At 56.8% G+C, this 26,397-nt stretch carries 26 protein-coding genes; 20 read left to right on the top strand and 6 right to left on the bottom strand.

Annotation, left to right across the window (positions count from 1 at the left end; all coding sequences use genetic code 11):
* Positions 1–17 precede the first annotated feature (17 nt).
* The 5 genes from MFLA_RS09545 to xseA form a co-directional block, all read right to left on the bottom strand.
* Entirely contained in the window at positions 18–2,156 is a 2,139-nt protein-coding gene (locus tag MFLA_RS09545; protein ID WP_011480088.1) for a putative bifunctional diguanylate cyclase/phosphodiesterase, read from the bottom strand.
* 426 nt (positions 2,157–2,582) lie between these two features.
* Positions 2,583–3,407, bottom strand: a complete 825-nt coding sequence (gene dapD / locus MFLA_RS09540) for a 2,3,4,5-tetrahydropyridine-2,6-dicarboxylate N-succinyltransferase (RefSeq protein WP_011480087.1) — start codon at positions 3,405–3,407, stop codon at positions 2,583–2,585.
* 104 nt (positions 3,408–3,511) lie between these two features.
* Positions 3,512–4,354, bottom strand: coding sequence for a M48 family metallopeptidase (locus MFLA_RS09535; RefSeq protein WP_011480086.1), 843 nt, complete (start codon positions 4,352–4,354; stop codon positions 3,512–3,514).
* Between the two features lie 97 nt (positions 4,355–4,451).
* Positions 4,452–4,778 (bottom strand): TfoX/Sxy family protein, encoded by a 327-nt coding sequence (locus MFLA_RS09530; RefSeq protein ID WP_011480085.1) that lies wholly within the window; start codon positions 4,776–4,778, stop codon positions 4,452–4,454.
* Between the two features lie 119 nt (positions 4,779–4,897).
* Positions 4,898–6,094, bottom strand: a complete 1,197-nt coding sequence (xseA, locus tag MFLA_RS09525) for an exodeoxyribonuclease VII large subunit (RefSeq protein WP_011480084.1) — start codon at positions 6,092–6,094, stop codon at positions 4,898–4,900.
* Positions 6,095–6,234: 140 nt separating this feature from the next.
* On the opposite strand from xseA, the gene MFLA_RS09520 reads away from it, so the two are divergent.
* The 19 genes from MFLA_RS09520 to MFLA_RS15010 all read left to right on the top strand — a co-directional run bounded on the left by MFLA_RS09520 (position 6,235) and on the right by MFLA_RS15010 (position 24,861).
* Complete coding sequence (locus tag MFLA_RS09520; RefSeq protein ID WP_011480083.1) at positions 6,235–6,735, top strand: disulfide bond formation protein B; 501 nt, start codon at positions 6,235–6,237, stop codon at positions 6,733–6,735.
* Between the two features lie 53 nt (positions 6,736–6,788).
* On the top strand, positions 6,789–7,676 hold the full coding sequence (gene cysM / locus MFLA_RS09515; RefSeq protein WP_011480082.1) for a cysteine synthase CysM: 888 nt from the start codon (positions 6,789–6,791) through the stop codon (positions 7,674–7,676).
* 1,529 nt (positions 7,677–9,205) lie between these two features.
* Entirely contained in the window at positions 9,206–11,014 is a 1,809-nt protein-coding gene (locus tag MFLA_RS09510) for a hypothetical protein (protein ID WP_229407046.1), read from the top strand.
* Positions 11,015–11,363: 349 nt separating this feature from the next.
* Entirely contained in the window at positions 11,364–12,356 is a 993-nt protein-coding gene (locus MFLA_RS09505) for an ABC transporter substrate-binding protein (RefSeq protein ID WP_011480080.1), read from the top strand.
* Between the two features lie 20 nt (positions 12,357–12,376).
* Positions 12,377–13,342 carry an ABC transporter permease gene (locus MFLA_RS09500; RefSeq protein ID WP_011480079.1) on the top strand — a complete coding sequence of 322 codons (966 nt, stop codon included), beginning with the start codon at positions 12,377–12,379 and terminating at the stop codon, positions 13,340–13,342.
* A 4-nt stretch (positions 13,343–13,346) separates the two neighbouring features.
* Positions 13,347–14,261: an ABC transporter ATP-binding protein gene (locus MFLA_RS09495; protein ID WP_011480078.1), complete on the top strand. Its 915-nt coding sequence runs from the start codon at positions 13,347–13,349 to the stop codon at positions 14,259–14,261.
* 134 nt (positions 14,262–14,395) lie between these two features.
* Positions 14,396–15,757: a type III glutamate--ammonia ligase gene (gene glnT / locus MFLA_RS09490; RefSeq protein ID WP_011480077.1), complete on the top strand. Its 1,362-nt coding sequence runs from the start codon at positions 14,396–14,398 to the stop codon at positions 15,755–15,757.
* Positions 15,758–15,881: 124 nt separating this feature from the next.
* Complete coding sequence (gene nikR / locus MFLA_RS09485; RefSeq protein ID WP_011480076.1) at positions 15,882–16,352, top strand: nickel-responsive transcriptional regulator NikR; 471 nt, start codon at positions 15,882–15,884, stop codon at positions 16,350–16,352.
* A 151-nt stretch (positions 16,353–16,503) separates the two neighbouring features.
* Positions 16,504–16,689: a hypothetical protein gene (locus tag MFLA_RS09480; protein ID WP_011480075.1), complete on the top strand. Its 186-nt coding sequence runs from the start codon at positions 16,504–16,506 to the stop codon at positions 16,687–16,689.
* A complete protein-coding gene (locus tag MFLA_RS09475) occupies positions 16,686–17,102 on the top strand; it encodes a YdbL family protein (RefSeq protein WP_011480074.1) in 417 nt (138 codons plus the stop codon). Before MFLA_RS09480 ends, MFLA_RS09475 begins: the two co-directional genes overlap by 4 nt.
* Positions 17,103–17,126: 24 nt before the next feature.
* Complete coding sequence (locus MFLA_RS09470; RefSeq protein ID WP_011480073.1) at positions 17,127–17,903, top strand: 3'-5' exonuclease; 777 nt, start codon at positions 17,127–17,129, stop codon at positions 17,901–17,903.
* Positions 17,904–17,937: 34 nt separating this feature from the next.
* On the top strand, positions 17,938–19,275 hold the full coding sequence (gene rlmD, locus MFLA_RS09465; RefSeq protein WP_011480072.1) for a 23S rRNA (uracil(1939)-C(5))-methyltransferase RlmD: 1,338 nt from the start codon (positions 17,938–17,940) through the stop codon (positions 19,273–19,275).
* Positions 19,272–20,771 carry an ABC transporter substrate-binding protein gene (locus tag MFLA_RS09460; RefSeq protein ID WP_011480071.1) on the top strand — a complete coding sequence of 500 codons (1,500 nt, stop codon included), beginning with the start codon at positions 19,272–19,274 and terminating at the stop codon, positions 20,769–20,771. The genes rlmD and MFLA_RS09460 overlap by 4 nt, the downstream gene beginning before the upstream one ends.
* Complete coding sequence (locus tag MFLA_RS09455; protein ID WP_011480070.1) at positions 20,772–21,254, top strand: L,D-transpeptidase; 483 nt, start codon at positions 20,772–20,774, stop codon at positions 21,252–21,254.
* A complete protein-coding gene (gene nikB / locus MFLA_RS09450) occupies positions 21,247–22,158 on the top strand; it encodes a nickel ABC transporter permease (protein ID WP_011480069.1) in 912 nt (303 codons plus the stop codon). Before MFLA_RS09455 ends, nikB begins: the two co-directional genes overlap by 8 nt.
* Positions 22,155–22,949, top strand: a complete 795-nt coding sequence (locus MFLA_RS09445; RefSeq protein ID WP_011480068.1) for an ABC transporter permease — start codon at positions 22,155–22,157, stop codon at positions 22,947–22,949. Before nikB ends, MFLA_RS09445 begins: the two co-directional genes overlap by 4 nt.
* Positions 22,950–22,960: 11 nt before the next feature.
* Positions 22,961–23,659 (top strand): queuosine precursor transporter, encoded by a 699-nt coding sequence (locus tag MFLA_RS09440; RefSeq protein ID WP_011480067.1) that lies wholly within the window; start codon positions 22,961–22,963, stop codon positions 23,657–23,659.
* Positions 23,660–23,690: 31 nt separating this feature from the next.
* Positions 23,691–24,740: a beta-N-acetylhexosaminidase gene (gene nagZ, locus MFLA_RS09435; RefSeq protein WP_011480066.1), complete on the top strand. Its 1,050-nt coding sequence runs from the start codon at positions 23,691–23,693 to the stop codon at positions 24,738–24,740.
* Positions 24,733–24,861 carry a hypothetical protein gene (locus tag MFLA_RS15010; RefSeq protein ID WP_267864359.1) on the top strand — a complete coding sequence of 43 codons (129 nt, stop codon included), beginning with the start codon at positions 24,733–24,735 and terminating at the stop codon, positions 24,859–24,861. Before nagZ ends, MFLA_RS15010 begins: the two co-directional genes overlap by 8 nt.
* On the opposite strand, the gene MFLA_RS09430 is transcribed toward MFLA_RS15010, so the two are convergent.
* Positions 24,858–25,394: an FxDxF family PEP-CTERM protein gene (locus MFLA_RS09430; RefSeq protein WP_011480065.1), complete on the bottom strand. Its 537-nt coding sequence runs from the start codon at positions 25,392–25,394 to the stop codon at positions 24,858–24,860. The genes MFLA_RS15010 and MFLA_RS09430 overlap by 4 nt on opposite strands.
* Positions 25,395–25,728: 334 nt before the next feature.
* Between MFLA_RS09430 and MFLA_RS09425 the strand changes: the two genes are divergently transcribed.
* Positions 25,729–26,334 (top strand): Bax inhibitor-1 family protein, encoded by a 606-nt coding sequence (locus MFLA_RS09425; protein ID WP_011480064.1) that lies wholly within the window; start codon positions 25,729–25,731, stop codon positions 26,332–26,334.
* Positions 26,335–26,397: the final 63 nt, after the last annotated feature.

Below are 26,397 nucleotides of genomic sequence, written 5' to 3'. Positions count from 1 at the left end.
GATCATAGCATTTTACACTAGCGTGCCGAGGCAAGGCTGTCTGCTGTCACCGAATATGCTGGTTGTGCGTTGTGCTCGGGCAAAGGAGTTTTCTGCAGGGATGAAAGCTTGCTGGACATTAGGAACTCGGACAGTTGAGCTTCGTGCACCGGATTGGCACAGAAATAACCCTGGATTTCATTGCACTCCAGAGACAGGAGGGTATTGCGTTCAGCCTCATTGCTTACATGTTCCGCCACCACCTTGAGATGCTGGGCATGCGCTAGCTCAATGATCGCCCCGGCAATGGCCCGGGCTTTCGGGTTACTGAGGAGCTCCCGGGTGAAACTATGGTCGAGCTTGAGTATTTTGAGGCCTAGGTGTTGTATATAGGGAAGGCTGGAAAAGCGGGTGCCGAAATTCTCCAGGCTGATCTTGAGGCTGATGGCAGGCAGCTGCTTGAGCAGATCGGTATGATGCTCTGGCTGCTGCATGAAATCCAGTTCGGCTACTTCCAGTACCAGCGCATCGGATGGCAGCTTGAACCGGTTTAGCGTGTCCGCGACATGTTGCTGAATACCGGGCGTATGCAATTGTGCCGATGTCAGTGGCAAATAGACTGGCACATGGATCAGATGTCCTTGCAAGTCTTTGATGATACGGCAACTTTGTTCCAGCACCCAGGTATTAATGTCGTTGATGAGGCCCATGTTTTCCGCCATCGGGGCAAAGGTGGCGGCGGGAATGGCGCCTTTGGTCGGGTGCAGCCAGCGAGGCAATACCTCCAGTCCTGTGATTGTGCCTCCCGCCATGTCCATGCGCGGCTCGAAGTAAAGTGCCATTTCCCCGTTTTCGATTGCCTTGCGCAGTTCCTGCCGGGTTTCGAGCAGGTCGAAAGACGCAGGCTCCAGGCGGTCATCAAACAGGCGGAAACCACGGTTGTCATCAGGTGCCACACGGTGCATGGCGGCCTCGGCATAAGTGAGCAATCGGTCGGCGGTGCCGTGCTTGGGATACAAAGCAAGTCCGGCCCTGGCTTCCAATGGAATCTCATGATGGTCGATGCGGAGGGTGGCGTTCAGTGACTGCATGATTCTTTCCATGACAGGCACAATGTCCTGCTCGTGCTGGATATCTTCAAACAGGATCAGGAAGGTTTCCGACGTGTTATAGGCTGCCATGTCGCAGCCGCGAATTGTTTCCTTGATGCGTTTTGCTGCCAGGCGAAGGACTTCATTGCTGATATGCTGGCCCAGCTCCTGCCGGATCTGTCTCAGGTTATCGAGCTTGATGACGGCGACGGCCAATGCGCTGCCGAGCCGGGCGGTACGGCGGATGCCAATGTTGAGGTGGTGCTGGAAATAACTGTGGTTCGGCAGTTGGGTGAGATCATCCAGCATGTGCATGCGGCTGAGTTTGTCCTGCGTGTCTGCATGCAGCCAATTATCCCTGTCGCGGTGGCGTGAATCCACCGTGGCCAGTATGGCGGCAAGCAGAGCCAGGAGGCAGGTGCCTAACGCGATAATGACCGAAAGCAAGCCAGGTTGCGATGTGGGAGTCGCAGTAAGAGCGATATGGGCAGGAATCTCGATCGCGGCCATGGCGGTGAAATGTGTGCAGGCAATGCCGCCGGTCATCGCCAGGGCAGCGTAAAGACGGGCCCGGAGGCTGTTGTTTCTGGATTGATGACCGGCATGGAACATGCAGGCCATCGCCAGTATCGAGACGGCGACGGCAACGCTAAGGGATAGGACCAGCAAAGTTCTGTTATAGGTGATGTCAGGGAACATTTGCAGGGCATGCATCCCTGTATAGTGCATGCCGCTAATGCCCAGCCCCATCACCGAGCCGGCAATGATCAACGCCTGCAGAGAATAGCCAGGCCTGCTGGCGATATCAAGCGCCAGCCAGGAGGCACTGACCGCGATCAGCCAGGAAAGTACGGTATGGTCGAGCATGGACTCCATGGGGGTAGGCAGCGACCATGCGAGCATGCTGGTGAAATGCATGGCCCAGACCCCTGATCCCAGGGCGATGGCTCCCAGCGCCATCCATGCCTTGGCTAAGCGCCCCTGATTGCGGACAACACGATCAGTGAACATGAATGCAGCCATCGATGAGATGAACGCAATCCCAACCGAAAGCAGCACCAGCGTGTAATCGTAATTGCCTGTCATGATGATCCTCAATGTCCAGCAAGAATTGTGGACTCTATAACCCCTACGGCAACTTTTGTGCCGTTATTAAGGGTTCAGACGTCAGAAAAGCAGGGTAATAAATTTTTCTATATAAAACAATTTGTTGCGTGAGTGGTGGTGGCGTGGTGATGTGCTGTAGAAAAAGATAAAAAAACCTGCCATAGGCAGGTTTGTGTTGGGGTTTCGACGCCAGTGTCAGAATGTTGACAGATCAGCTTAATGTTTTGCTTCAACTTTTAAGAATAGATTATTGATGCCAACGTGAAATGAGAGATTGCCTGAACCTGGGCACTGTATTTGATCACTCAAATTTTTGGCTCTGACACGGCTCGTGCCTCACTTGGGCAGATGCCCAAGTGAGGCTTCACCGAAAAACGCTTGGTGCTGCGATCGTTTTTACAGTGCTTAAATGCCGCGGAGCAACTCGTTGATGCCAACCTTGCCAAGCGTTTTTTCATCGACTTTCTTGACGATGACGGCGCAATACAGGCTGTAGCTGCCATCCTTGGAAGGGAGGTTGCCGGAGACGACGACCGAACCGGTCGGGACGCGGCCATAATGGATCTCGCCCGTTTCGCGGTCATAGATCTTGGTGCTCTGGCCGATGTAGACGCCCATGGAAATCACGCAGTTGTCCTCGACGATGACGCCTTCGACCACTTCGGATCGTGCGCCGATGAAGCAGTTGTCACCGATGATGGTGGGGCCGGCCTGTACGGGCTCCAGCACACCGCCGATGCCCACGCCGCCGGAAAGGTGGACGTTCTTGCCGATCTGGGCGCAGGAGCCGACGGTGGCCCATGTGTCCACCATGGTGCCTTCACCGACGTAAGCGCCGATATTGACATAGGAAGGCATTAACACAGCGTTCTTGGCAATGAAAGAACCGCGGCGCACGATTGCGTTAGGTACGACGCGGAAGCCGCCGGCCTTGAAGTCTGCTTCAGTATAGTTGGCGAACTTGGGCGGAACCTTGTCGAAATACTTGGTGACGCCGTCATCGAGCAGGACATTGTCTTCGAGGCGGAAGGAGAGCAATACGGCCTTCTTGATCCATTGGTGGGTGACCCAGTTCTGGCCGTCGGTGCGCTCTGCCACGCGCAGTTTGCCGCTATCGAGGTCGGCAAGCACGCTGAACACAGCATCCTTGATTTCTGCGCTGGCAGTGGACGGAGTAATCTCGGCACGACGCTCGAACGCGTCTTCGATAATGGTTTGCAAATTGCTCATCTAAGATTCCTAGGGATCGCTTCGGGTAAAACCGCTATTTTACCTGAAAACCATCCCATCGTTAGGCTAGAGCCGGAGCGCTGCGGGCAAGGGGAAAAACAAGCTCATTGACGCTGCTTCTTGGCTTGCTCGTAAAGCGGCATGACGGCAGGAATCAGGCGCTTGATATCTGCCATGCGGGATTCATCCGAAGGATGGGTGCTGAGGATTTCAGGTGGTTTCTCGCCTCCTACTGCACTCATTTTCTGCCAGAGGCTGAGTGCTGCATTCGGGTCATAGCCTGCACGCGCCGCAAGCTCGAGGCCGATCTGGTCTGCCTCATGTTCCGCGGTACGGCTGTTAGGGAGCGTGAGTGCCAAGGCTGCCACTGTGCCGCCGAGTGCCAATGTCTGAAGTGCATTGTCAGCATTCTTGGAGCTGAGGCCGACCACGGCAGCCAGGCCAAGCAACCCATACTGTTGCGCCTTGGCGCGGGACATGCGCTCGCGCACGTGCTCGCGCAGGGCATGGGCGATTTCGTGGCCCATCACAGCGGCAAGCTCGTCATCGGTGGGCTTGATCTGGTCGAGCAGGCCGGTATAGACCATGATCTTGCCGCCTGCCATGCAGTAGGCATTGATTTCCTTGCTTTCCTGCACATTGACTTCCCATTTCCAGTTTGGGGCATCGGGCCGGAATACGCCGACATGGGCAATCAGTTTGTTGGCGATGTTGCGCACGCGCCTGGTTTCGGCGCTATCAGTATTCAACAGCTTCTTGGCTTGAGCATCCTTGACGGTTTGCTGGTAGGCCAGGGCAGATTGCTGTACTGCTTCCTCTTCGGTAACCAGTCCCACATACTGCTTGCGGTTGACGCCCACATTGCCGCTGCTGGTCGTGCTGATCGTCGTGCAGCTTGCAAGCTGGAGCAATGCCAGCGTCATTAATATCAGTCTGATGGATTTCATATTCTCAACCTTGATATTTGAGGAAGATCTCGAACCTCAATCGAGCGCTTATTTTAGTCCGTGCTGCTCTAGGCCGACAATCCTTGACCGGATATATCTACCTGTGTGCCGCACGCAATGCGGCGGCATAGGCGAGGCGCGCCCAATAGACCGCTTGTTCCGGCGCTTCGAGCATATCCGCCGGCGCCTGGAAATAGGACATGGTGACTTCCTTTCCCTGCTTAGCGTAGCGGAAGGCAGGCAAGCCGAGGCTGTCGAATTCCTTGCGGCTCTCTGCGTCAGCCTTGAGGTAGAGTGTATCGTCGGCGATCAGCGCGAACATCAGGCCGTCATGGTAAATGCCATAACCGCCGAACATGCGCTTGGCACGGATGGGGCCGAAGCCCTGCAGCAATTCCTCCAGATGGGTGATGAGTTCATTCATATCGCTGGGTTGGGGGGCTAAGTGCGGTTAATTTAGTGTAGTGAAGCACAAGCATTCCTGGCCAGCAAGCGCTACTAGCATATAGAGCAACAACGGCAGGAGCGTTTTGTTAGCCATTCTCAAGTGCCTTTGTCGCGGATTTCAGCTTGGGCGCTACCCTTGCTCAGGGTGAGCTTGACCTGGTCGCCCGGCGCCAGTTGATTGCTGTCTTGCACCAGTTCGCCGTTTAATTTCTCCACCAGTGCGTAGCCGCGCTGCAATACCGCTCTTGGGTTCAAGTGCGCCAGACTTTGCTGCACTGCTTGCAAATGCTGGTGTTGCCTCTGCAACTGCCTGGCCATGGCCTGGGTCAGGCGCAGGCGCAATTGGGACAGGTGTTGCCGCTTGTGCTCGGCCTGCTGCATGGGGGACAACAGCCTGCGACTCAAGTAATCGAGATGCTGGCTGCGTTGCTGGAGCAGGTTTTGCATACTGCGTGCCAGGCGATTGCGGTGTTGTAACAGGGTATTGAGCAGGCTGCTGCGGTCAGGGGTAGTCAATTCAGCAGCGGCAGTGGGGGTGGGCGCACGCACGTCGGCGACGAAGTCCGCGATCGTGAAGTCGGTCTCATGGCCGACGGCGCTGATGACCGGCAAGGTGCAGACATGGATGGCGCGCGCGACGATTTCCTCGTTGAACTGCCATAAGTCTTCGATGCTACCGCCGCCCCGGCACACGATGAGCACGTCGCATTCCGCGCGCTGGTCGGCGGTGCGGATGGCGTCGGCAATCAGTTTGGCCGCGCCCTTACCCTGCACTGGCGTGGGGTAGATGATGACATTGACCGCAGGCATGCGGCGGCGCAGGGTGGTGAGCACATCGCGCAAGGCGGCAGCGTCGGGCGAGGTGACAATGCCGATCTGGCGTGGGTGTGCGGGAATGGCAATCTTATGCTCTGCGGCGAACAGGCCTTCGGCGGCGAGCTGGTTCTTGAGCTTCTCGTAGGCTTCGAACAGGTTGCCCAGGCCTGCGCGCTGCAGGAACTCGATGGTAAGCTGGAAGTCGCCCCTGGCTTCGTAAAGCGTGACCACGGCCCGCGCCTCAACCTTGTCGCCCTCGCGTGGCGACCAGTCCAGGTAGGCATTGCGGCTGCGGAACATCACGCAGCGCACCTGGGCACCCTGATCTTTGAGCGAGAAATACCAATGCCCCGAGGCCGCCCGGGTCAGGTTGGAGATTTCGCCACTGATCCAGAACAAGGGGAAGCTGGTTTCCAGTAGTTCGCGCGCCATGCGGTTGAGTTCGCTGACGCTGAGGATGCGTTGAGGGTCTACCATATCGGGGTTGTGCTATATAGGTTTATGTCTATTAAGATTGTTTGGCGGCCGGGCCCGGGTATCGCAGCATGGATTGGTGCTAACCGGGATGTATCCGTTACAATTGCGGGACTTTCATTATAAGTGCTGGGGCTTTGTTTATGTGCAATAAGCTGTTTGCTGGGCGCCGCGGGTATTTCCTTGGTTTCGTCGCCAGTTTCGGGCTGGTGGGCCTGGCCTTGTTCCTGCAACAGAAATACAACCTGGAGCCTTGTCCACTGTGCATCTCCCAGCGGATTGCATTCATGGCGCTGGGGATATTGTTCCTGTTGGCCGCGCTGCACAACCCCGGCAGGGTGGGGCGCAAGGTGTATGGCCTGTTGCACGTCATCGCCGCCGCGACCGGCATAGGCATCGCGGCACGCCATATCTGGATCCAGGCCAACCCGGACAAGGTGATGGCCGAGTGCGGCGCGGGCTTTGACTACATCATGGAAACCTTCCCGCTGAAAAAGGCCCTGGACTTGATATTCAAGGGCACCGGCGAATGTTCGGCAATAGACTGGACCTTGTTCGGTCTGACCATTCCGCAGCTTTCCCTGATCGCGTTTGTCGGCCTGGGCCTATTCGCCGTCTTGTTGGCTTTTCACAAGAAAGCCTGATTTGGAATTCCGGGCAGGCCAGCCAGGCATGCCCAGCAACTGATTGAAACCACATGTACAAAACCCTGGATGATTTCGTAGGCAACACCCCACTGGTCAAGCTGCAGCGCATGGCGGGCAAGACCAGCAACACCATCTTGCTCAAGCTCGAAGGCAACAACCCGGCAGGTTCGGTCAAGGATCGGCCAGCGCTTTCCATGATCAAGCGCGCGGAAGCGCGCGGCGACATCAAGCCCGGCGATACCCTGATCGAGGCCACGTCCGGCAATACCGGGATCGCACTGGCCATGGTGGCGGCGATGCGTGGTTACAAAATGGTGCTGGTCATGCCGGACAACCAGAGCGTGGAGCGCCGCCAAAGCATGAAGGCCTACGGCGCCGAACTAGTCTTGACGCCACGCGACGGCGGCATGGAACTGGCGCGCGACGTGGCGACCAAGCTGCAGGCGGAGGGTGAGGGCATCGTGCTTGACCAGTTCGCCAACCAGGACAACCCGCTGGCGCATTACGAAGGCACTGGCCCGGAAATCTGGCGCGACACAGCAGGCAAGATCACGCATTTCGTCTCCAGCATGGGGACGACTGGCACCATCATGGGTACCTCGCGCTACCTCAAGGAGCAGAACCGCGATATCCGCATCGTCGGCGTGCAGCCTGAAGAAGGCGCGCAGATTCCTGGCATCCGCAAATGGCCAGAAGAATACCTGCCCAAAATTTATGATGCCAAGCGCATCGACGAGCTGGTGTACGTCAACCAGGAAAATGCGGAAAAAACCACGCGCAGGCTGGCGCAGGAAGAAGGCATCTTTGCCGGCATTTCCTCTGGCGGCGCCTTGTATGCGGCATTGCAACTCTCAAAGCGTGTGGAGAATGCCGTGATCGTGACGATTGTGTGTGATCGGGGTGATCGGTATCTTTCCACCGGCGTGTTTCCATCTTAATCGCATTGATGTAGCGATGCCCTCGTGCCCACGTTGTGAGTGTTATTCAAGATCGGCCTGAAGAGATTGAAGAAAGGCGCTACACGAGCAACGAGGGAATAATCCGTATCGGTATCGCAGTTACAGTAGAACTATAGCTATCTGTAGAAATGCCGGCTTGGCTATATCGGAGAGGAAGCGTCCGGCATTCAGTACCATAGACTCACGTATTTTCAGCGCATAAATGCTACCCGCAATGCGAGCAAGCGGCGTTGATCTTCCTGGCCTACGTACCGGAGAGTGTTGATTTCGGGGTCGGGTTGGTGTTGCAAAGTTAAGAATGAAGACAACACCACCGACCACAGTACCTTCCACATCGAGGAGCGCAGCTCTCCCGTCACCGTAACGAATTCTCGGATTGACTGACGACTTTCCTATAGCTCCAACCTGAATTAAGCTGCGCCGCGAAGAGGCGTTTGCTTCAATGAATTGTCAGGTGGGACCCACCGCATTATTCTTCTTCTTGGCGCACTAGGTGAACAATAGACGCAGGACCAGCTATCCAGAGCACATTGAAACCGTCTGGCAAAGGCTCTATCTCGTCAGCGCACTACCTGTGCAGATGCCAGATGAGCCTTCGCAGCGGCCAAATCATTGGTACGTACTTCAAGCCAAGTTTCAGCTTGACTCAAGCCCGGCATACGATCTATCCAAAGGTGGGGTGATTGCCTCCAAACTCAAAGGCCACTGCCGGTTGATATTCTAGAATCCGGCGAAAGCCAATCACATCACGGTAGAAGCGTACCGTGTCATCGTAGGCATGAGGCCGAGTCTTCATTGCAATATTTCGCCCTGCGGCGAACTTCAACGACTTGGTCATGCAGAAACCCCCACTGTGCCTACATTATATTTAGATAGACTCGTCGTATGAGATGGGGAAATATCTCACTTGATGCGCCCTCCTATGATTTCAATGGCACCAAGCTATACATAATCGTTTAGGCCGCCTAAGATTTGGCTGATCACTTTGCTTTGGGAATGTCGCCATGTCCAGGCAGCCATCATGAAGATGGCTCATTGCTATGATTGCTTGACAGGGTAGGTGCTGCCATATGTGTGCGACATGATTTAATTCCCGCGAAAGATGCCGATGTGGACTGGATTCAGCGCTAAATTTTCCTTCATGGCCAGCGTCATCCTGCAGAGAGAGGGGTTGATGAGATTGCTTTTTCATGAGTGACTTGGCTGTCAATCGGCAGGTGTCCGCTTCAACAAACAACCCGATCAAGGCCGCTTTGCTGTTCTTGATATCAGCAGGTGTTGCAGCAGGACTTGCCGTGGCCTTCTGAAGTCGTGGCGGCCAAACAACCGCTTAGGTTGAGTCTATAGCGCTTTCGCAGCGCGAGGCGCAGGCGTGGGCCTGGCAGTATGTGTTTCCAATTCGGTGTTATCCGATAGACACACGCAGGGGCAAGTAGCGGAGGGTCATGACGATGATACATATATTGAACAAAGCCGGACGTAGCATGCTGCGTCCATTGGATAGCTTAATGAATGCAAAGTTTGTCTATTGGCGTCCCATTGTCTTGGTCTGGGTGACCTGCGGCATATTTGCATGGATTTCGCCTGCCTTGGCAATCAGCACTATCAGCATAGAGGCAGACACGGTTGTATCTCCCTCGGTCAGTTTGCGCAAGGTCAAGGCTGAGTTGGGGCTTGATGGTCATATGGATTTACAGGCAGAGCTGCGGCAGAAAGAGGACGCTGATTGGCAGGCGCTGGCATTGGGCTGTGCGCAGGCGGGGCATCCGGCTGCGGATGAGTGGCGTTGCGAGCGTGGGGAGTTCAGGTCTGCCAATGTAAGGCTACCTTTCAATCTTTTGTTCAAGCAGATCAAGGCGGATGTTCCGCAATACCAGGTGGTTGCCAGTGTGCGGGATGCTTCGTTCAGCAATCAGGCGGGGACCCAGGCGGCGGAGAAGCTCAACGCCGATGTCGTGTTGGACCTGCGTCAGCAGGCCGATGGCTGGCAGTGGCAGGCCATGCTGGATTGGCAGGGTGGCGAGCTGTTTTGGCAACCCTGGTATTTTGCCGAGGGCGGACATCAGCTGGTGGCCAATGGGCATTATGCCGGGGATGAGCTGGCGGTGGAGGCGGCCAATGTCACGCTCGCCAAGGTGGGCAAGGCTGCGCTGCGCGCACGCTGGAAGGCAGGGAGCCTGAAGGATTTGTTCCTGGACGCAGACCGATTGGAACTGTCCGCGTTTTATTCCTTGTTATTGCAGCCTTTACTGGTGGACAGTGCCTTGAACAAGCTCGATATCGCCGGCCAGGCCAGCGTGAGGTTCGAGATGCGCCAAGGCGATCCCGTCTCTGCGTTGCTTGTGCTCAACGATGTCGATCTTGAAGACTTGGATGGCCGTTTCGCGCTGCACGGGCTCAACAGTCGTATTCCATGGTCCTATGACGAGTCGCATGTGGCCCAGCTCGCCTATGGCGGCGGTCATTTCCTCAAGATTCCCCTGGGGGAGGCGAGTGTGCTGGCTGACCTCAACCGATATGCGGTCACCATGCCGCAACTCTACCTGCCTATCCTCGACGGTGCGCTTAGCCTGACGGATGTTTCCGCCACGCGTGCTGCCGGGCATTGGCACTGGCACTTGCGGGCCAACCTGGTGCCGATCTCCATGCCGGCATTGAGCCACGCACTGGGCTGGCCGCGCATGGAGGGGAAGGTGGCTGCGGCGATCCCGATGGTGACCTACAGCGCAGGCAGTCTCACGGCCAATGGCGATTTATTGTTCCAGATGTTCAATGGGAATGTGGTCGTGCGCAATCTCCACATGCAGACGCCGCTGGAGGCAGCCTCGAGGCTGCATGCCGACCTGGAGGTGCGCCAGCTGGACCTGGGCGATATCACGCGCACTTTCTCGTTCGGGGCGATCGAGGGCAAGCTGGATGGCGATGTACGTGGCCTGGAGCTGTCCAACTGGCAGCCTGTGGGTTTCGATGCCCGTCTTTATAGCAGCCCCGGCAGTTATCGCAAGAAGATTTCCCAGCGTGCGGTGGAGAATATTACTGCGCTGGGCGGCGCAGGGGCTGCGGCAGCGATACAGCGCAGCTTGCTGCGCTTCTTCAGTGAGTTCAACTATAAACGCATAGGCTGGCATTGCCAGCTGCGCAACGACATCTGCCAGATGGGCGGTGTGGAAAATACCCCGCAAGGCTATGTGATCGTCGAGGGCAGCGGCATCCCGGCCATCACCGTGATGGGCTATAACCACCACGTGGGATGGAGCGATCTCCTCGCGCGCCTGCGGCATGTGACGGAAAACAACCCCAAGCCGGTGATCGATTAACCCAGCCATCTTGTCATCGTCATCCTGCTCCAGTAACCCTCCCGCAATCCTGACGAATTGATCGTCATCCCCGTCTCCTGGTAATGGTTGTGATGTTGCATGCTCACTTTCCCCGTGGTGGGTTGGCCAGTTTTTTGCGAGGCATCCTTAGATTGGTGCGTGATGGCATGTTCAATTAGGTGCCTAAGCACTCAATTGGCGCGTCTCCAGAACACTGTATCTTGGGTGTAGTTGAGAATTTTTTATTATTGCATTGATTTTTATTGATTATTTTTTATTTTCAAGATTGGCACATAACCTGCTTTAGTATTACTGATTTTATTTTTAGTAATACTAATTGGAGGTTGTCGTGGCAGCTGTATTCGATATTTCTAAGTTAAAGCAGGTCGTTGGTGCTACTTTGCTGGGTGCCAGTCTTTTATTTGCCGCAGTTGCTGAAGCGGCTCCCCTGCGAATTGGGCATAGTGATTGGCCGGGGTGGGTAGCCTGGCAGGTGGCGGTCGAGAAAGGCTGGTTCAAGGAAGCCGGCGTTGATGTGAAATTCGACTGGTTTGATTATTCTGCTTCAATGAATGCCTTCACTGCGGGCAAGATCGACGCGGTAACCGTGACCAACGGCGACGCGCTGGTGACGGGTGCCAGCGGCGCCAAGAATGTGATGATCATTGTCACGGATTACTCCAATGGCAATGACATGATCGTGGCCAAGCCTGGCATCAAGAGCCTGGCCGAGCTCAAGGGCAAGAAAATCGGGCTGGAAACCGGCTTTGTCATCCACTTGCTATTGCTCAACGGCCTGGAAAAAGCCGGGCTCAAGGAAAGCGACGTCACCCTGGTCAATACACTGACCAATGAAACTCCACAGGCGCTGGCTTCCGGTGATTTGGATGCCATCGGTGCATGGCAGCCCAATTCAGGGGAGGCCATGAAGCGCGTCCCGGGCGCCAGGCCTATTTATACCTCTGCCGATGAGCCCGGGCTGATTTACGACGTGTTGACCGTCAACCCCGTCAGCTTGTCCGCTCGCCGTGCCGACTGGGAAAAGGTGGTCAAGGTATGGGACCGGGTCGTGAGCTACATTAATGATCCCAAGACGCAGCCGGATGCGGTCAAGATCATGGCTGCCCGTGTTGGCCTCAAGCCCGAGGCTTATATGCCTTTGCTCAAGGGAACCCGGCTGTTGACGCTGGAAGAGAGCAAGGCCGTCATGGTGAAGGGAGAAGGTTTCAAGTCCCTGTATGGTTCTTCCAAGATCGTAGATGATTTCAACGTCAAATCAGGCATTTACAAGAAGCCCCAAGATATTGAGCGTGCGATCGATCCGACCCTGGTCAACCAGTAATAGGCGCGGGAGGATTGGTCATGGGTTTGTCAAGCTGGTTCGCAGTCAGGCAGGAGCTGTCGCCACGGCGGCGCAGGCTGCTGACGATTGCTTCCTTCCTGCTGCCGCTGCTGGTTTGGGCCGTGGTCAGCTATGTGCCCGTCATTTGGCACCCGATGGTGAAGATAGCTGCGCCCGGGGACGTGGATTATTTCCAGGTCGATATGCTGGTGAAGAAGCAGGTATTCCACCAGGAGGTGCTGGCGATGCAGCAAGCGGGCAAGGAGTTGCCGCTTGGCGAGCCTGCCAACCCTATCTACCTGCCGCCGCCGCATCAGGTGATCGAAGCGCTGTATAGCGCTTTCACTACCCCGCCTGTCCAGCGCGATGGCCTGTGGCTACACCAGAGCCTGTGGCAGAGCATTCAGTTGATTGCCTATGCATTTTTGATTTCGTCGCTGGTAGGTGTACCGCTGGGCATATTGGCGGGAACTTGGAGTGTCGCAGGCCGGTTGTGCTTGCCGTTCATCGAGTTTTTCCGCTACTTGCCCGCACCCGCTTTTGGGGCCTTGGCAGTTGCGGTGCTCGGTATCTACGAAGGGCCCAAAATTGCCATCATTGTCATCGGTACCTTCTTCCAGCAAGTGCTGATCATCTCCAATACCACACGCCAGTTGGACTATGCGTTGCTGGAAGCCGCCATGACACTGGGGACCAGCCGCTGGAAGCTGTTGCGGCACGTGGTGATTCCGGGCGTCTTGCCACAGTTATATCGTGACCAGCGCATCCTGCTCGGCTGGGCCTGGACTTACCTCATCGTGGCCGAGCTGATCGGCACCTCGTCGGGCATTACTTGGTTCATTACCCAGCAAGCGCGCTATGAACATTTTGATAATGTATATGCCGCCATTTTCATCATAGGCGTAATCGGGCTCAGCACGGACATGTTGTTGGCCTGGCTGGGCAAGCGCTTGTTCCCCTGGGACAAGCCAGCAAACAAGGAGTAAGCGAATGAGCCAACACATTCAGCAAGATAGCCTGCCTAGCTACCTAGATCAACAGCCGGCCGTGAAGTCGCGCTTTGAGAGATTGAAGCAACGCGAAGTGGTCCTGGAGGTGCGGGGACTGCATAAAATCTATGAAGGCAGTAAGGGCAAGACCCTGGCGCTCAAGGATGTAAGTTTTAAAACCCACAGGCGAGAGTTCGTGTGTGTGATCGGTCCCTCGGGCTGCGGCAAGTCTACGTTGATCCGCATCCTCGCAGGGCTGGAGAGCTACAGCAGCGGCCAGGTGCTGGTCGACGGCAAGCCGGTCAACGGGCCGGGCCGCGACAGAGGCATGGTGTTCCAGGGATATACCTTGTTCCCGTGGCGCACCGTCAAGAGCAATGTCATGTTCGGGCTTGAAATGAACAATGTTTCGCGCTCGGAAGCCGCTCGCGAAGTAGATATGTGGCTGGAACTGGTCGGGCTGGAGAAGTTTGCCGATGCCTATCCTCATGAACTTTCTGGAGGCATGAAACAGCGTGTGGCGATTGCCAGGGCACTGGTAAACCAGCCGCGCATCCTGTTAATGGATGAGCCATTCGGGGCGCTGGATGCCCAAACCCGTGCCCGCATGCAGTCGCACCTGATCGACATCTGGCGCAACATTGACATCACCATCCTCTTCATCACGCACGACCTGGATGAGGCGATTCACCTCGCCGATCGCATCCTGGTCCTGAAGGCGCATCCAGGCGAGGTACAGGAACTGATCGAGGTGCCGGTGCCGCGTCCCCGTTCGGCAGAGCAGTTCAACAGTCCCGAATTTATTGCGACCAAGGCCAGGCTGGAAGCCTTGATTCACCCGCCGCAGTCAGAGGCTGAACAGCTCGTCCATCCTCATATGATCAGGCTGGTGAACGTCAACGATAACGTGGAATGAATATGGCGAGCATGTTGCATTTATCGAGGGCGCCAGACGCCGCCACTGATACCCCATTGATGACGAGGCCCAGGCTTGAGCCTGGGGCCGCGTGACAATTTTATCCCAGTCGTTTTTTTATAAAGGTAGTGATCATGAAATCCCCCGCAGAAGTAACCAGCATCCAGAATGCAATGAAGGATAAAGGCATCAAGTATTGCATCGGTGCTTATGTCGATATCCACGGCGTGCCCAAGGCCAAGGTGGTGCCGATCGACCATTTGCCGCAGATGGCAGCCGGCTCCGAGCGCTATACCGGTTATGCACTGGATGGCTTGGGCCAGGCACCCAGCGACGATGAGCTGACCTCCATTCCCGATCTCGACCACATCATCCAATTGCCATGGGAGCCTAAAGTGGCCTGGATGCCTGCAGACAACGGCTTTCAGGGCCAGCCTTATGCTCTGAACACGCGCGTGGCTTTGAAGAACGTGCTGGCACAGGCTGCGGCCATGGGCTTCGGCATGAATTTGGGGATTGAATGCGAGATCTACCTGTTGAAGCAGGAAGCCGACGGCAAGCTCGCCATTCCCAACCCCGACGATAAATTGGTCAAGCCTTGCTATGACGTGCGCGGCTTCATGGACAATTTCGGCTGGCTGGACAAGATGGCAACCGCGATCAACAGCCTGGGCTGGGATCTGTACTCCTTTGACCATGAAGACGGCAACAGCCAGTTCGAGTTCGACTTCAACTACAGTGATGTGCTCACCATGTGCGATCGCTTTACCTTCTTCCGCTACATGGCCAAGCATTACGCCAAGGAAGAAGGCCTGTTGGCGACCATGATGCCCAAGCCGTTTGCGGACAAGACCGGAACCGGCGCGCATTTCAACATGTCCTTGTACGATCTGGACACTGGCAAGAACCTGTTCGCCTGCGATCCCAAGGATGATCCACGCGGCCTGGGCTTGACCCCGCTCGGTTATCACTTCATTGCAGGCATCCTCAAGCATGGAGCAGCGCTATGCGCTGTATTCGCGCCTACGGTCAACAGCTATAAGCGCTTGGTGCGTCGTGGGGCAATGAGCTATTTCAGCTGGGCACCGGTATTCAATTCGTATGGTTCCAATAACCGGACCAATTCCGTGCGGGTGCCGCAGGGTGGGGGACGTTGTGAATCACGCAATGCCGATGGCGCGGTCAATCCTTACCTGGCTGCTGCGCTGGTGCTGGCTGCAGGCCTGGAGGGCATTCGCGAGAAGCTCGACCCAGGGGCGCCCAATGAGGACAATCTCTACGCCATCAACGATGAAGAGCGGGAGAAGCGTGGTATCCACTTTCTGCCGCAAACCTTGCAGGAGGCCGTTGCCTGCTTTGCTGCCGATGGGTTGATGGAAAAAACCCTCGGCAAGGAGCTGCGGGATGAGTTCATTACTTACAAGAGCCAGGAGTGGGATGCCTACCACCTGAGCATCAGTCAGTGGGAAGTAGAGCGCTACAGCTATATGTTCTAAAAAATGTTGGCTCGTCTCGGCAAGCGAGGCGGGCCTCTATTCACAGTCAATCGTGGCATGCTGTGCTCGAAACTTGCCTGACATCGCTTTATACTTCCGCACTATTGGATAAATGAGGTGTTTCATGGAGGCCCAGAAAAAGCGCAGCCGGCCAGTCAATCGCATCAGTATCTCGCTGCCGGACGAATTGCATGCAGAGCTGGACATCATGGTAGCCGAGCGTGGCTTCGAGAGCCGTTCTCAGGCCATCAATGACATGCTTCGCCAGTATTTGGCGGAGCATCAGCGCGAAAAAGGCAATGAAGTCATGGTCGGCACCATTACGCTCCTTTACAACAATGCAACCCGCGGCCTGCAAAAGACCATCGCGGACCTGCAATATCAACATGTGGATGAGGTCATCAGTTCATTGCATGTGCACTTGACCGACAACCAAACCATGGAGGTGATCCTGGTACAGGGACCCGCCCAGGATGTGCAGAAAATTGCGGATGAGTTGATTGCGCTGCGAGGCGTGACGACAGGCAGGTTGCAATTGATGGCTGCCATGATTCCACCTTTACACCCCATGCCCTCAAAAGGCAGGAAGGCGTAACCGCCAGGCGCTATGCCGAACCAATGCCGCAGCCTGCCAGGCTGGGCTGCCGTAGGTTACAATGAATGCCTGAATCCAGAAATGCAATCAAGGGTTTGTGCACCATTGCACTCATTGATCACCTTCAATCAAGGCTTTAAGAGGTAATTGAATGCTAAGAACATGGCTCTGGGCAGTGCCACTGGCAGCGCTACTCATACTGACAGCCTGCGTCACCATCAACATCTATTTCCCGGCAGCCGCAGCGGAAAAGGCAGCAGACCGCATCATCGACGATGTCTGGCAATTGAAGGACAAGACATTACCGTCTAGCCCGGAACAGGAGGAAAATCAATGAAACGTTTCATCACGACGTGCCTGCTGCTGGTCGGGGTATTGACCTTTGCGCTGGCGCATGCGGCGGCGGACCTGGAAATCAATACCCCCGCAATCACAGCGATCAAGCGCAGCATGCAGGCGAGACATGCGCAGCTGGCCGGGTTCTACGCCAGCGGGGCGGTCGGTTTTACGCGCGACGGGCTGGTGGCCGTACGGGATGCCAATGCTGTGCCGCTGGCGCAGCGCCAGGGCCTCAATGCGCTGGTGGCGGCGGAAAACAATGACCGCAATGCGTTGTACAGGGAAATTGCCAATGCCAACAGTCACCCCGAATGGGAGAGCGAAGTGCGCAGTACCTTTGCCCAGCGCTGGATACAAAAGGCCCGGAGTGGTTGGTACTACCAGGACGGCAACGGCTGGGTGAAGAAATAGGCATGGATACAACAAGGCCACGACATGACACCTACGCTGATATTTGATATTGAGACCATTCCGGATACCGAAGGTCTGCGCACTCTCTATAGCTTGCCGCATGATACCACCGATGAGGATGTTGCCCGTGTGGCGTTTCACAAGCGCCGCCAGCAAAATGGCGGCGAGTTCCTGCCCTTGCACCAGCACAGGGTCGTGGCAATTTCCTGCGCGCTGCGTGAGGGCGAGAGTTTCCGCGTCTGGACGCTGGGCAGCCCGGATGCGCCGGAGCAGGAGATCATCCAGCGGTTTTTCGATGGTATAGAGAAATATAGCCCGAACCTGGTTTCCTGGAACGGGGGCGGGTTCGACTTGCCGGTGCTGCACTATCGCGGGCTGGTGCATGGTATCGTCGCGCCCCGCTACTGGGACATGGGCGACGATGACCGCGAGTTCAAGTGGAATAATTACATCAGTCGCTACCATACCCGCCACATGGACCTGATGGACCTGATGGCGCTGTACAACGGCAGGGCCAATGCGCCCCTGGACGAGATTGCGCAATTGTGCGGTTTTCCCGGCAAGCTGGGCATGGATGGCAGCAAGGTATGGGAAGCCTTCGTCAAGGGCGAGATCGATGCGATTCGCGATTATTGCGAAACCGACGTGGCAAACACTTATCTTGTCTATCTGCGCTTCCAATTGATGCGCGGCGTGCTGGACCGGGCCGCATATGAGCGTGAAATCACATTGGTGCGCGATACCCTGGCCGGCTATCAGGGCGAGCACTGGCAGGAATTCTTAAACCACTGGCGGCAGTAGTCCACTGCTCGCCCTGCATGACTAGAAACCATTCATGAGTACTCCTATTGCATTAGTTGAATCCCTGGATCAGGAAGGGCGGGGCGTCGCCCACGTCGAAGGCAAGACCATTTTTATCGACGGCGCGCTGCCAGGCGAACAGGTGACCTACAAAGTGCGCCGCCGCAAGGAAAGGTACGAAGTTGCCGATGTGCTGGATGTCCTGCAGGCTTCTCATCTGCGCACCCAGCCTGGCTGCGAGCATTTCGGTGTCTGTGGGGGCTGTGCCATCCAACACCTGGAGTTTTCCGGGCAGGTAGCTGCCAAGCAGCGCATGCTCGAGAGCAACCTCTGGCATATCGGCAAGACCCGTTCCGAGCGCATGTTGCCGCCGATCTACGGCCCGGCCTGGGGATACCGCCACAAGGCCCGTCTGCGTGTGCGCCATGTGGCGAAAAAAGGCGGCGTTCTGGTCGGTTTCAATGAGAAATCCAGCAGCTTTGTTGCGGACATGGACAGTTGCAGGGTGTTGCCGCCCCATGTGTCCAACCTGATCGTGCCGATGAAGGAGCTGGTGGGCCAGCTCAGCATACGCGACCGCCTGCCGCAGATCGAGGTGGCGGTAGGGGAGCTGGCCACGGTACTGGTGTTGCGCATACTCGAGCCCTTGCAACCGCAGGACGCCGCTCCCATCAAGGCATTTGCCGACCGCTACGGCGTGGAGGTCTGGACGCAGAGCAAGGGGCCGGATACCGTGCAGCCGTTCTATCCGCTGCAAGGCCCGGGACTGAGCTATTCCCTGCCTGAGTTCAACCTGACCTATCCGTTCAAGCCGACGGAGTTCACGCAGGTCAACCCGTACATTAACCGGGTGATGCTGCGCCGCGCCATGCAGCTGCTGCAGCCGCAGCCTGGGGAGCGCATTGCCGATTTCTTCTGCGGCCTGGGCAATTTCACGCTGCCTATCGCACGCAGCGGCGCCTCGGTGTTTGGCATGGAAGGCTCGGCCGCGCTGGTGGCGCGTGCCAATGAGAGCGCGGCCCTCAATAGCCTGGCTGGCCAGGTGGAGTTTCAGGAGGCGGACTTGTTCAAGATGACGCCGGCACTATTGCAGTCCTTGGGCCGTTTCGATAAGTGGCTGATTGACCCGCCGCGCGACGGCGCGATCGAGCTGGTGAAAGCCTTGCCTGATATCGAGGATGCGGATGCCGATACGTCGCATGTCCCGCAACGTATCGTGTATGTGTCCTGCAATCCGGCGACGTTGGCACGCGATGCTGGGATATTGGTGCATACCAAGGGATACCGCTTGCTTGCCAGCGGCGTGATCAATATGTTCCCCCACACCTCGCACGTGGAGTCCATCGCATTGTTCGAGAAGGCGAGTCCATGACGTGGCAGGTATGGCGTCTCGGCGGCCTGGCCATCACCATGGTGGCATCGCTGCTATTGCTGGATGCCTGCAGCCGTGATAAAGCACCGGTGCAAATCCGCAGCGCGGTCAGCCAACTGCCCCAAACCCTGGATCCGCGCTATGCCACCGATGCCGCTTCTGCGCGGGTCAATCGGTTGATTTATCGCTCGCTTGTGGATTTTGACGTCCATGCACGCCCGGCTCCCTCGTTGGCTAGCTGGCGTGTGCTGTCTCCGCGCCTGTTTCGTTTCACCTTGGGACGGCATGGACGAGATTTCCATGATGGGCGCTACCTGACTGCAGAAGATGTTGCCGCTACCTACCAGTCTGTCATCGAGCTGGCAGATTCGCCGCACGCGGCCGAGTTCGCCAACATCAGCAAGATCGAGGTGCGCGACGAGAATACCCTGGATTTCTTTCTCCACGATGCAGACAGCAACTTTCCCGCGCGCCTGATACTGGGAATACTTCCCGCTGAGCTGATTGCGCGGCAGCATGATTTTTCGAGGGAGCCGGTAGGCAGCGGACCGTTCAAGTTCGTTTCCTGGCAGCGTTCGCTCAAGCTTGAGCGCCGTTCCGACAAGAAGCGCTTCGTTTTCGAGGAGGTTCGGGATCCGACGGTGCGTGTGCTCAAGCTGGTGCGCGGTGAAGCGGATATCCTGCAGGGCGACTTGCCGCCGGAGCTGGTGAACTACCTGAAGCAGCAGCCCGGCATTGATGTACAGGAGTCCGAAGGGTCCAATTTTGCCTATATCGGCCTGAACCTGCAGGATGATGTCCTGCGGAACCCCCTGGTGCGTCAGGCCTTGGCCCATGCGATCGACCGGGAATCCATCATCAAGCATGCGCTGGTTGGGCACAGCCGACTTGCGGAAAGCATTCTCCCGCCAGAGCATTGGGCTGGCAACGGAAACCTGAAACCGTACGAATATAATCCGGTGCTGGCACGTGAGCTGTTGTTGCGTGCCGGGGTCAGCCTGCCCTTGAAGCTGGTCTACAAGACCTCTACCGATGCCCAGCGGGTCAGGCTGGCTACCATGATGCAGGCGCAGATGCGCGATGCCGGCATCCAGCTCGAGATCCGCAGCCTGGACTGGGGCACATTCTTCGACGACATCAAGCGCGGCAATTTCCAGCTATACGGACTGATGTGGGTGGGGATCAAGACACCTGAGATCTACCATCATGCGTTCCACTCCTCCTCGGTACCGCCCAAGGGTGCCAATCGTGGACATTATGCCGATCCGAAAACGGACGAGTTGATTGCCGTGAGCGATTGGGCCAGCGTCGCCGAACGTGTACATGCACAATTGCCGTATATCCCGCTCTGGTATGAGGGGCAGTTTGCTGCCACCCGGGATCATATCAAAGGCTACTCCTTGCAGCCGGACGGGAGCTGGGATGGCCTGGTGGATGTCAAGCGCAGCAAGCTGAAGTCCGTCTTTCCGGGCAGGAACCAGTCGGCAGGAATGTAGATGAAGATTGAAGTTTCCATCCCCTTGCAAATACTGCGTCTGTCCGACGATGCCGGGCATTTGCTGAAGGAATATCCTGTCTCCACGGCGCTTAATGGCCCCGGCGAGCAAAAAGACAGTTATTGCACGCCGCGCGGCCGGCACATCGTGCGCGCCAAGATCGGTGCCGGACAACCGCTGGGCGCAGTTTTCCGTGGCCGCAGGCCTACGGGTGAGGTCTGGACACCTGCATTGCATGCCCAGCATCCAGGCCGTGACTGGATACTGACGCGCATCCTCTGGCTATCCGGCTGCGAACCCGGTTTCAACCGCCTGGGGAATGTCGACAGCATGCAGCGCTATATCTACATCCACGGCACCCCGGAATGCGAGCCCATGGGCGAAGCGCATTCCCACGGCTGCATCCGCATGCGCAATGCCGATGTGCGCGAGCTGTTTGATCTGGTGCCCGTCAATACACAGGTGATGGTGCTGGATGCTTAAACGCGTGCTGGGCATTGTGCCGGTGGTCTTTGGCGTCCTGTTGCTCACATTTCTGTTGGTGCATCTGGTCCCGGGCGACCCTGTCGAAGTGATGCTGGGAGAGTCTGCTCCCATGGCCGATCGCGACAAGCTGCGTGCGGACCTTGGGCTGGACCAGCCTTTGCCGGTGCAATTCGCTCATTACCTGGCAGCGCTTGCACACGGGGATTTCGGCCGCTCCATCCACAGCCGCAAACCGATTGCGGACACCCTGCTGGAGCGCCTGCCTGCCACTGCCTGCCTGGCGTTGTGCGCCTTGTTGATTGCCATCGGCCTGGGTTTGCCGCTGGGGATAGTGGCAGCCTTGAGGCAGGGCAAATGGCAGGATAGCCTGGCGACATTGCTGAGCCTGGCCTTGTCCGCCATGCCGCATTTCTGGCTTGGTCCCTTGCTGATGCTGCTGCTGGCGTTGTGGCTGGGCCTGTTGCCGGTCAGCGGCATGAGCGAACCGGGTGCCATTGTGCTGCCTGCGCTGACCTTAGGCTTCGGCCTCGCAGCGATTCTGACGCGCATGACCCGCGCCAGCCTCCTGGAAGTATTGAGCGAGGATTTTGTCCGTACTGCACGCGCAAAAGGCATCAGCGAACGCAAGGTAATCCTGCGGCATGCCTTGCGCGCGGCGTTGTTGCCTATCGTCACCGTGGTCGGCTTGCAATTGGGCAGCCTGCTGGCGGGTACCGTGATTACCGAGACCGTGTTTGGTTGGGAAGGCATAGGACGGTTGCTGGTGGAGTCGATCGAAAAGCGCGATTATCCGGTGACGCAAGCCTGCGTCGTGGTCATTGCGCTGACTTACGTCGTGGTCAACCTCATGACAGATATTCTGTATGCCCGGCTTGATCCCAGGGTGAGGTTCGCCTCGTGAAGCGCTGGCCCTCTTGGGTGTTGGTCTTCTGGCTCGTGGCCGTGGCATGCTCGCTATTGTTCGACCTGAAGCCGGATGATATCGACTTGACACAAGTACTGCTTGCACCAGGCACACATCACGTCCTCGGTACTGACGACCTGGGCCGCGATATCGCCGCACGGATTGCCGCCGGGGCGGGTGTCTCTATGCTGGTGGCATTGCTGGTGACGGCTGTGACACTGAGCGTAGGTACCGCAATTGGATTGCTGGCCGGTTATTGCGGCGGCTGGGTGGACCGGGCACTGATGCAGGTGACCGACGTATTCCTGGCTTTCCCCGGCATCCTGCTGGCGATTGCATTTGCCGCCGTGCTGGGGCCTGGCCTCGACAACCTGCTGCTGGCATTGTGCCTGACTTCCTGGGTGGGTTATGCCCGCCTGACGCGCGCGCAAGCGCTGAGCCTGCGCCAGCGCCAGCATGTGCAGGCGGCGCAATCGCTGGGAGCATCGGCAGGCCGCATCATGCGCAAGCACATGCTGCCCCTGTTGGCGGCGCCATTGGTGGTGGAGGCGACCTATAGCATCGCCGGCCTGGTGATTGCCGAAGCCAGCCTCTCTTTCCTCGGGCTGGGTATCCAGGCACCACATGCATCCTGGGGTGCCATGCTCAGGGATGGGGTGCGCTATTTACTGGTCGCGCCACATTACATACTGGTGGTTGGCATCAGCCTGATGTCGGTGGTGCTGGCGGTCAATGTGCTGGGAGACCAGCTACGTGATGCCTGGGATGTCAGGCGTGCCGGGGATTGAGAGGAGGGGCCATGCCGCAGCGCGCTTACCGGTACTATGATGTCGTCATGGTGGCGTTTGTGGTGGTACTGGTCTGCTACAACCTCATCGGCCCGGCCAAGGTTGCCCAGCTCGATTTTCCGCTGGTCGGCACCCTCACTTTCGGCGCCGGTGTGCTGTTTTTCCCGATTTCCTACGTGTTTGGTGATGTGTTGACCGAAGTCTACGGTTACGCCCGCTCGCGCCGCGTGATCTGGACGGGGTTTGCCGCACTGGCATTCGCTTCTGCAATGGCCTGGATCATCGTCGCCTTGCCGCCGGCCCCATTCTGGGAGAATCAACGCGCCTATGAAATCGCGTTTGGGTCGGCGTGGCGCATCTCACTGGCCGGCTTGATCGCCTTTGCCTGCGGCGAGTTCGTCAATGCCATGGTGCTGGCAAAAATGAAGGTCTGGACCGAAGGGCGCTGGCTCTGGATGCGCACCATAGGTTCCACCATCACCGGCGAAGGCGTGGATTCGCTGTTGTTCTATCCGCTGGCTTTCTATGGCAGCGGCATCATCCCGGACGACAAATTGCCGTTGGTGATGCTGGCGCAATTTCTCGCCAAGACCGGGGTTGAGGTAGTATTGACGCCGGTGACCTACCGCGTGGTGGCATTCCTCAAGCGTGCCGAGAACGAGGACTACTACGACAGGCATACCGATTTCAATCCATTCCGCCTGCAATAGCGGGCTTTTATACTGACTAGACTGAATCAACATGACACTAGGCCCCATCATGCTCGATGTCGTCGGCACCGAGCTTACCCAGGAAGACATTCGCCGCATCCGCCATCCCCTGGTAGGTGGCGTCATTCTTTTCGCGCGCAATTTCGAGTCGCCAGCCCAGCTCAAGGCGCTGACGGACAGCATCCATGCCGTGCGCCAGCCCCCCTTGCTGATTGCGGTCGATCATGAAGGAGGGCGCGTGCAGCGTTTCCGCGAGGGTTTCACGCGAATCCCGCCCATGCGAGAGTTCGGCAAGATCTGGGACGAGCACCCGCGCAAGGCGAGGCAACTGGCGGAGGAGGCGGGCTGGATTATTGCGGCAGAGCTACGCGCCCATGGTATTGATTTCAGCTTCACGCCCGTGCTCGATATGGATTATGGCGAAAGCCAGGTGATCGGCGACCGCGCCTTCCATGGCGACAGGCAAGCCATCAACGAACTGGCGTTTTCCCTGATGCAGGGCCTCAAGCGCGGCGGCATGGCGGCCGTGGGCAAACATTTCCCCGGCCATGGCTATGTGGTGGCGGATTCTCATGTAGCGATTCCCGTGGACGAGCGCGATTTCGACCAGATCGCTTCAACGGATATGCAAACCTTCCGCCAGCTCATCGACGACGGCATCCAGGCCATCATGCCTGCCCATGTCATCTATCCCAAGGTGGACAACAAGCCCGCAGGTTTTTCCGAGCGCTGGCTGCAAAAAGTCCTGCGCCAGAGGCTGGGTTTCAACGGCGTGATCTTCAGCGACGACCTTTCCATGGAAGGCGCAGGCGTGGTGGGAGACGTGACCCAGCGTGCGCTGGCGGCGCTCAACGCGGGCTGCGACATGGTGCTGCTGTGCAACCAGCCCGACAAGGCGGACGAACTGCTTGCCAATCTGAAATGGGACATCCAGGCGCAAAGCCTGGCACGGCTTGCCCGCATGCATGGCGGGCGGCACCCTTCCAGCATGGTGGCCTTGCATGAAGATCCTGACTTCATGCACGCGGTGCACCGGGTCGGACAGGTGGGCAAGGCAGATGGGGATTTGCCGTTTGCGTGATGAATGGGGTTGGCAGGAAATGGCGCAGGGTTTGCCGAAAAACCCTTGGATATTCAATCTCAAAAAGACAATAAAAAAACCCGCCGCAGCGGGTTTTGATCAGTTCCGTGCCAAAGATTAGGCGGAGAACTTGGAACGGCCGCGTGCTGCGAAGCCGATCAGGCCCAGGCCCAGTGCCAGCATGCCGTAGGTGCTTGGCTCGGGAACGGCAGCAGTGATGGTACCAGCATAGGTTGCATTGAAGCCATCAGGAAAATCGGCTGACCCTGTGATCTTCAACCAGTATGTTGCAGGACCATCTACATTACCAGTCAGGTAACCGAAAGACAGTACTGGAAGTGGGGTAGAAGTGTCACCTTCCTGTAACAGCGTGCCATCAATAGCAGTGTAGAGATCGAAGTCTTCGAAAGAAATGGTGCCGAGTGGAGTGCTGGCGCTGATAGTTGCGTTGACAGAGCGGTATCCCTCAATATCAAATGCAAGCCAGTGAGTAAAGGTGCCAGCCCCAATAAAACCTTCATGAACGAAGTTATAGACTTCTATATCTGGAGATGCATTTTGATCAGGACCCAGAACTGGATTGGCGTAAGCACCAGCAGATGCGCCAATCAGAGAAACAGCCAGCAGAATTGCCTTGAGATTCATTGCTTTCATGCGATGTTACCCCTATAAATTGAGTTGAAAGGAAAGAAAAGCGTCAGTAACGCGATGTCAATATTTATTAGATGTTGGTAATTTCGAATTGACAGGGCCAGCATAGGGGCACGCTGAAATCATCGCAATAGCCCGAAGAGACTAATGACGTGCGCAGGTAAATGATGATTGTGACTTGTGAACTGAATACATACTCAGAATTAACTGGCGGATTGCTGGTATGATCGGTATTTGAATGTGAGTCCACAGCCTGTCGTTGAATAAGGTTGAAACTTTCGGGCTTATTGGCTAGTCTTAGGAGTAGTTTCGGTTTTTTCTTAGGGGGTATATCCAGATGCAAACGAATTATCAAGTCGCCAATACGCAAGCGTTGCCGGCGGGCGCGCATAAAGTATTGCGTAACACTTACATGATGCTGGGCCTGACCATGGTGCCGACCGTGATCGGCGCGCTGATTGGCATGTCCATGAATTTCTCGTGGATGGCTGCCAGCCCGATCATGTCCTCCCTCATCATGCTGGCCGTGATGTTCGGGCTGTTCTTTGCCATTTCTGCAAACCGTAACAATAGCTTTGGAGTCGTGCTGCTGTTTGGCCTGACATTCTTCATGGGCCTGATGCTTGGCCCTATCCTGCAGGTGGCATTGAACCTGCGTAATGGTGGTCAGCTGGTTGGCTTGGCTGCAGGCGGCACTGGCCTGATCCTGCTGATCGTTGCGTCACTGGCTAACCTGTTCTTCCAGGTGCCTGCTGCTTCGCTGGCGATCTCTGCAGTGGCAGTGCTGCTGTTCTCCGGCTTCATCCTGTACGATGTGAACCGCATCGTGCGTGGAGGGGAAACCAATTACATTATGGCTACCCTGTCACTGTACATCAGCATTTATCAGCTGTTCGTCAATTTGCTGCAGTTGCTGATGGCGTTCATGGGCGAGCGTGACTGATCTCCCATCGCTAAGTCAAGAACCCGTCCTTGTGGCGGGTTTTTTGTTTCGGCACATTCTTTT

It is taken from the genome of Methylobacillus flagellatus KT (assembly GCF_000013705.1).
Taxonomy (GTDB): Bacteria; Pseudomonadota; Gammaproteobacteria; order Burkholderiales; family Methylophilaceae; genus Methylobacillus; species Methylobacillus flagellatus.
This window is presented reverse-complemented; position numbering and strand designations above follow the sequence as displayed.

Excerpts from the sequence above, each read along its gene's own strand:
- MFLA_RS09545 (WP_011480088.1), bottom strand. The coding sequence starts at position 2,156 with ATGACAGGCAATTACGATTACACGCTGGTGCTGCTTTCGGTTGGGATT.
- dapD (WP_011480087.1), bottom strand. The coding sequence starts at position 3,407 with ATGAGCAATTTGCAAACCATTATCGAAGACGCGTTCGAGCGTCGTGCC.
- MFLA_RS09535 (WP_011480086.1), bottom strand. The coding sequence starts at position 4,354 with ATGAAATCCATCAGACTGATATTAATGACGCTGGCATTGCTCCAGCTT.
- MFLA_RS09530 (WP_011480085.1), bottom strand. The coding sequence starts at position 4,778 with ATGAATGAACTCATCACCCATCTGGAGGAATTGCTGCAGGGCTTCGGC.
- xseA (WP_011480084.1), bottom strand. The coding sequence starts at position 6,094 with ATGGTAGACCCTCAACGCATCCTCAGCGTCAGCGAACTCAACCGCATG.
- MFLA_RS09520 (WP_011480083.1), top strand. The coding sequence starts at position 6,235 with ATGTGCAATAAGCTGTTTGCTGGGCGCCGCGGGTATTTCCTTGGTTTC.
- cysM (WP_011480082.1), top strand. The coding sequence starts at position 6,789 with ATGTACAAAACCCTGGATGATTTCGTAGGCAACACCCCACTGGTCAAG.
- MFLA_RS09510 (WP_229407046.1), top strand. The coding sequence starts at position 9,206 with ATGAATGCAAAGTTTGTCTATTGGCGTCCCATTGTCTTGGTCTGGGTG.
- MFLA_RS09500 (WP_011480079.1), top strand. The coding sequence starts at position 12,377 with ATGGGTTTGTCAAGCTGGTTCGCAGTCAGGCAGGAGCTGTCGCCACGG.
- MFLA_RS09495 (WP_011480078.1), top strand. The coding sequence starts at position 13,347 with ATGAGCCAACACATTCAGCAAGATAGCCTGCCTAGCTACCTAGATCAA.
- glnT (WP_011480077.1), top strand. The coding sequence starts at position 14,396 with ATGAAATCCCCCGCAGAAGTAACCAGCATCCAGAATGCAATGAAGGAT.
- nikR (WP_011480076.1), top strand. The coding sequence starts at position 15,882 with ATGGAGGCCCAGAAAAAGCGCAGCCGGCCAGTCAATCGCATCAGTATC.
- MFLA_RS09480 (WP_011480075.1), top strand. The coding sequence starts at position 16,504 with ATGCTAAGAACATGGCTCTGGGCAGTGCCACTGGCAGCGCTACTCATA.
- MFLA_RS09475 (WP_011480074.1), top strand. The coding sequence starts at position 16,686 with ATGAAACGTTTCATCACGACGTGCCTGCTGCTGGTCGGGGTATTGACC.
- MFLA_RS09470 (WP_011480073.1), top strand. The coding sequence starts at position 17,127 with ATGACACCTACGCTGATATTTGATATTGAGACCATTCCGGATACCGAA.
- rlmD (WP_011480072.1), top strand. The coding sequence starts at position 17,938 with ATGAGTACTCCTATTGCATTAGTTGAATCCCTGGATCAGGAAGGGCGG.
- MFLA_RS09460 (WP_011480071.1), top strand. The coding sequence starts at position 19,272 with ATGACGTGGCAGGTATGGCGTCTCGGCGGCCTGGCCATCACCATGGTG.
- MFLA_RS09455 (WP_011480070.1), top strand. The coding sequence starts at position 20,772 with ATGAAGATTGAAGTTTCCATCCCCTTGCAAATACTGCGTCTGTCCGAC.
- nikB (WP_011480069.1), top strand. The coding sequence starts at position 21,247 with ATGCTTAAACGCGTGCTGGGCATTGTGCCGGTGGTCTTTGGCGTCCTG.
- MFLA_RS09440 (WP_011480067.1), top strand. The coding sequence starts at position 22,961 with ATGCCGCAGCGCGCTTACCGGTACTATGATGTCGTCATGGTGGCGTTT.
- nagZ (WP_011480066.1), top strand. The coding sequence starts at position 23,691 with ATGACACTAGGCCCCATCATGCTCGATGTCGTCGGCACCGAGCTTACC.
- MFLA_RS09430 (WP_011480065.1), bottom strand. The coding sequence starts at position 25,394 with ATGAAAGCAATGAATCTCAAGGCAATTCTGCTGGCTGTTTCTCTGATT.
- MFLA_RS09425 (WP_011480064.1), top strand. The coding sequence starts at position 25,729 with ATGCAAACGAATTATCAAGTCGCCAATACGCAAGCGTTGCCGGCGGGC.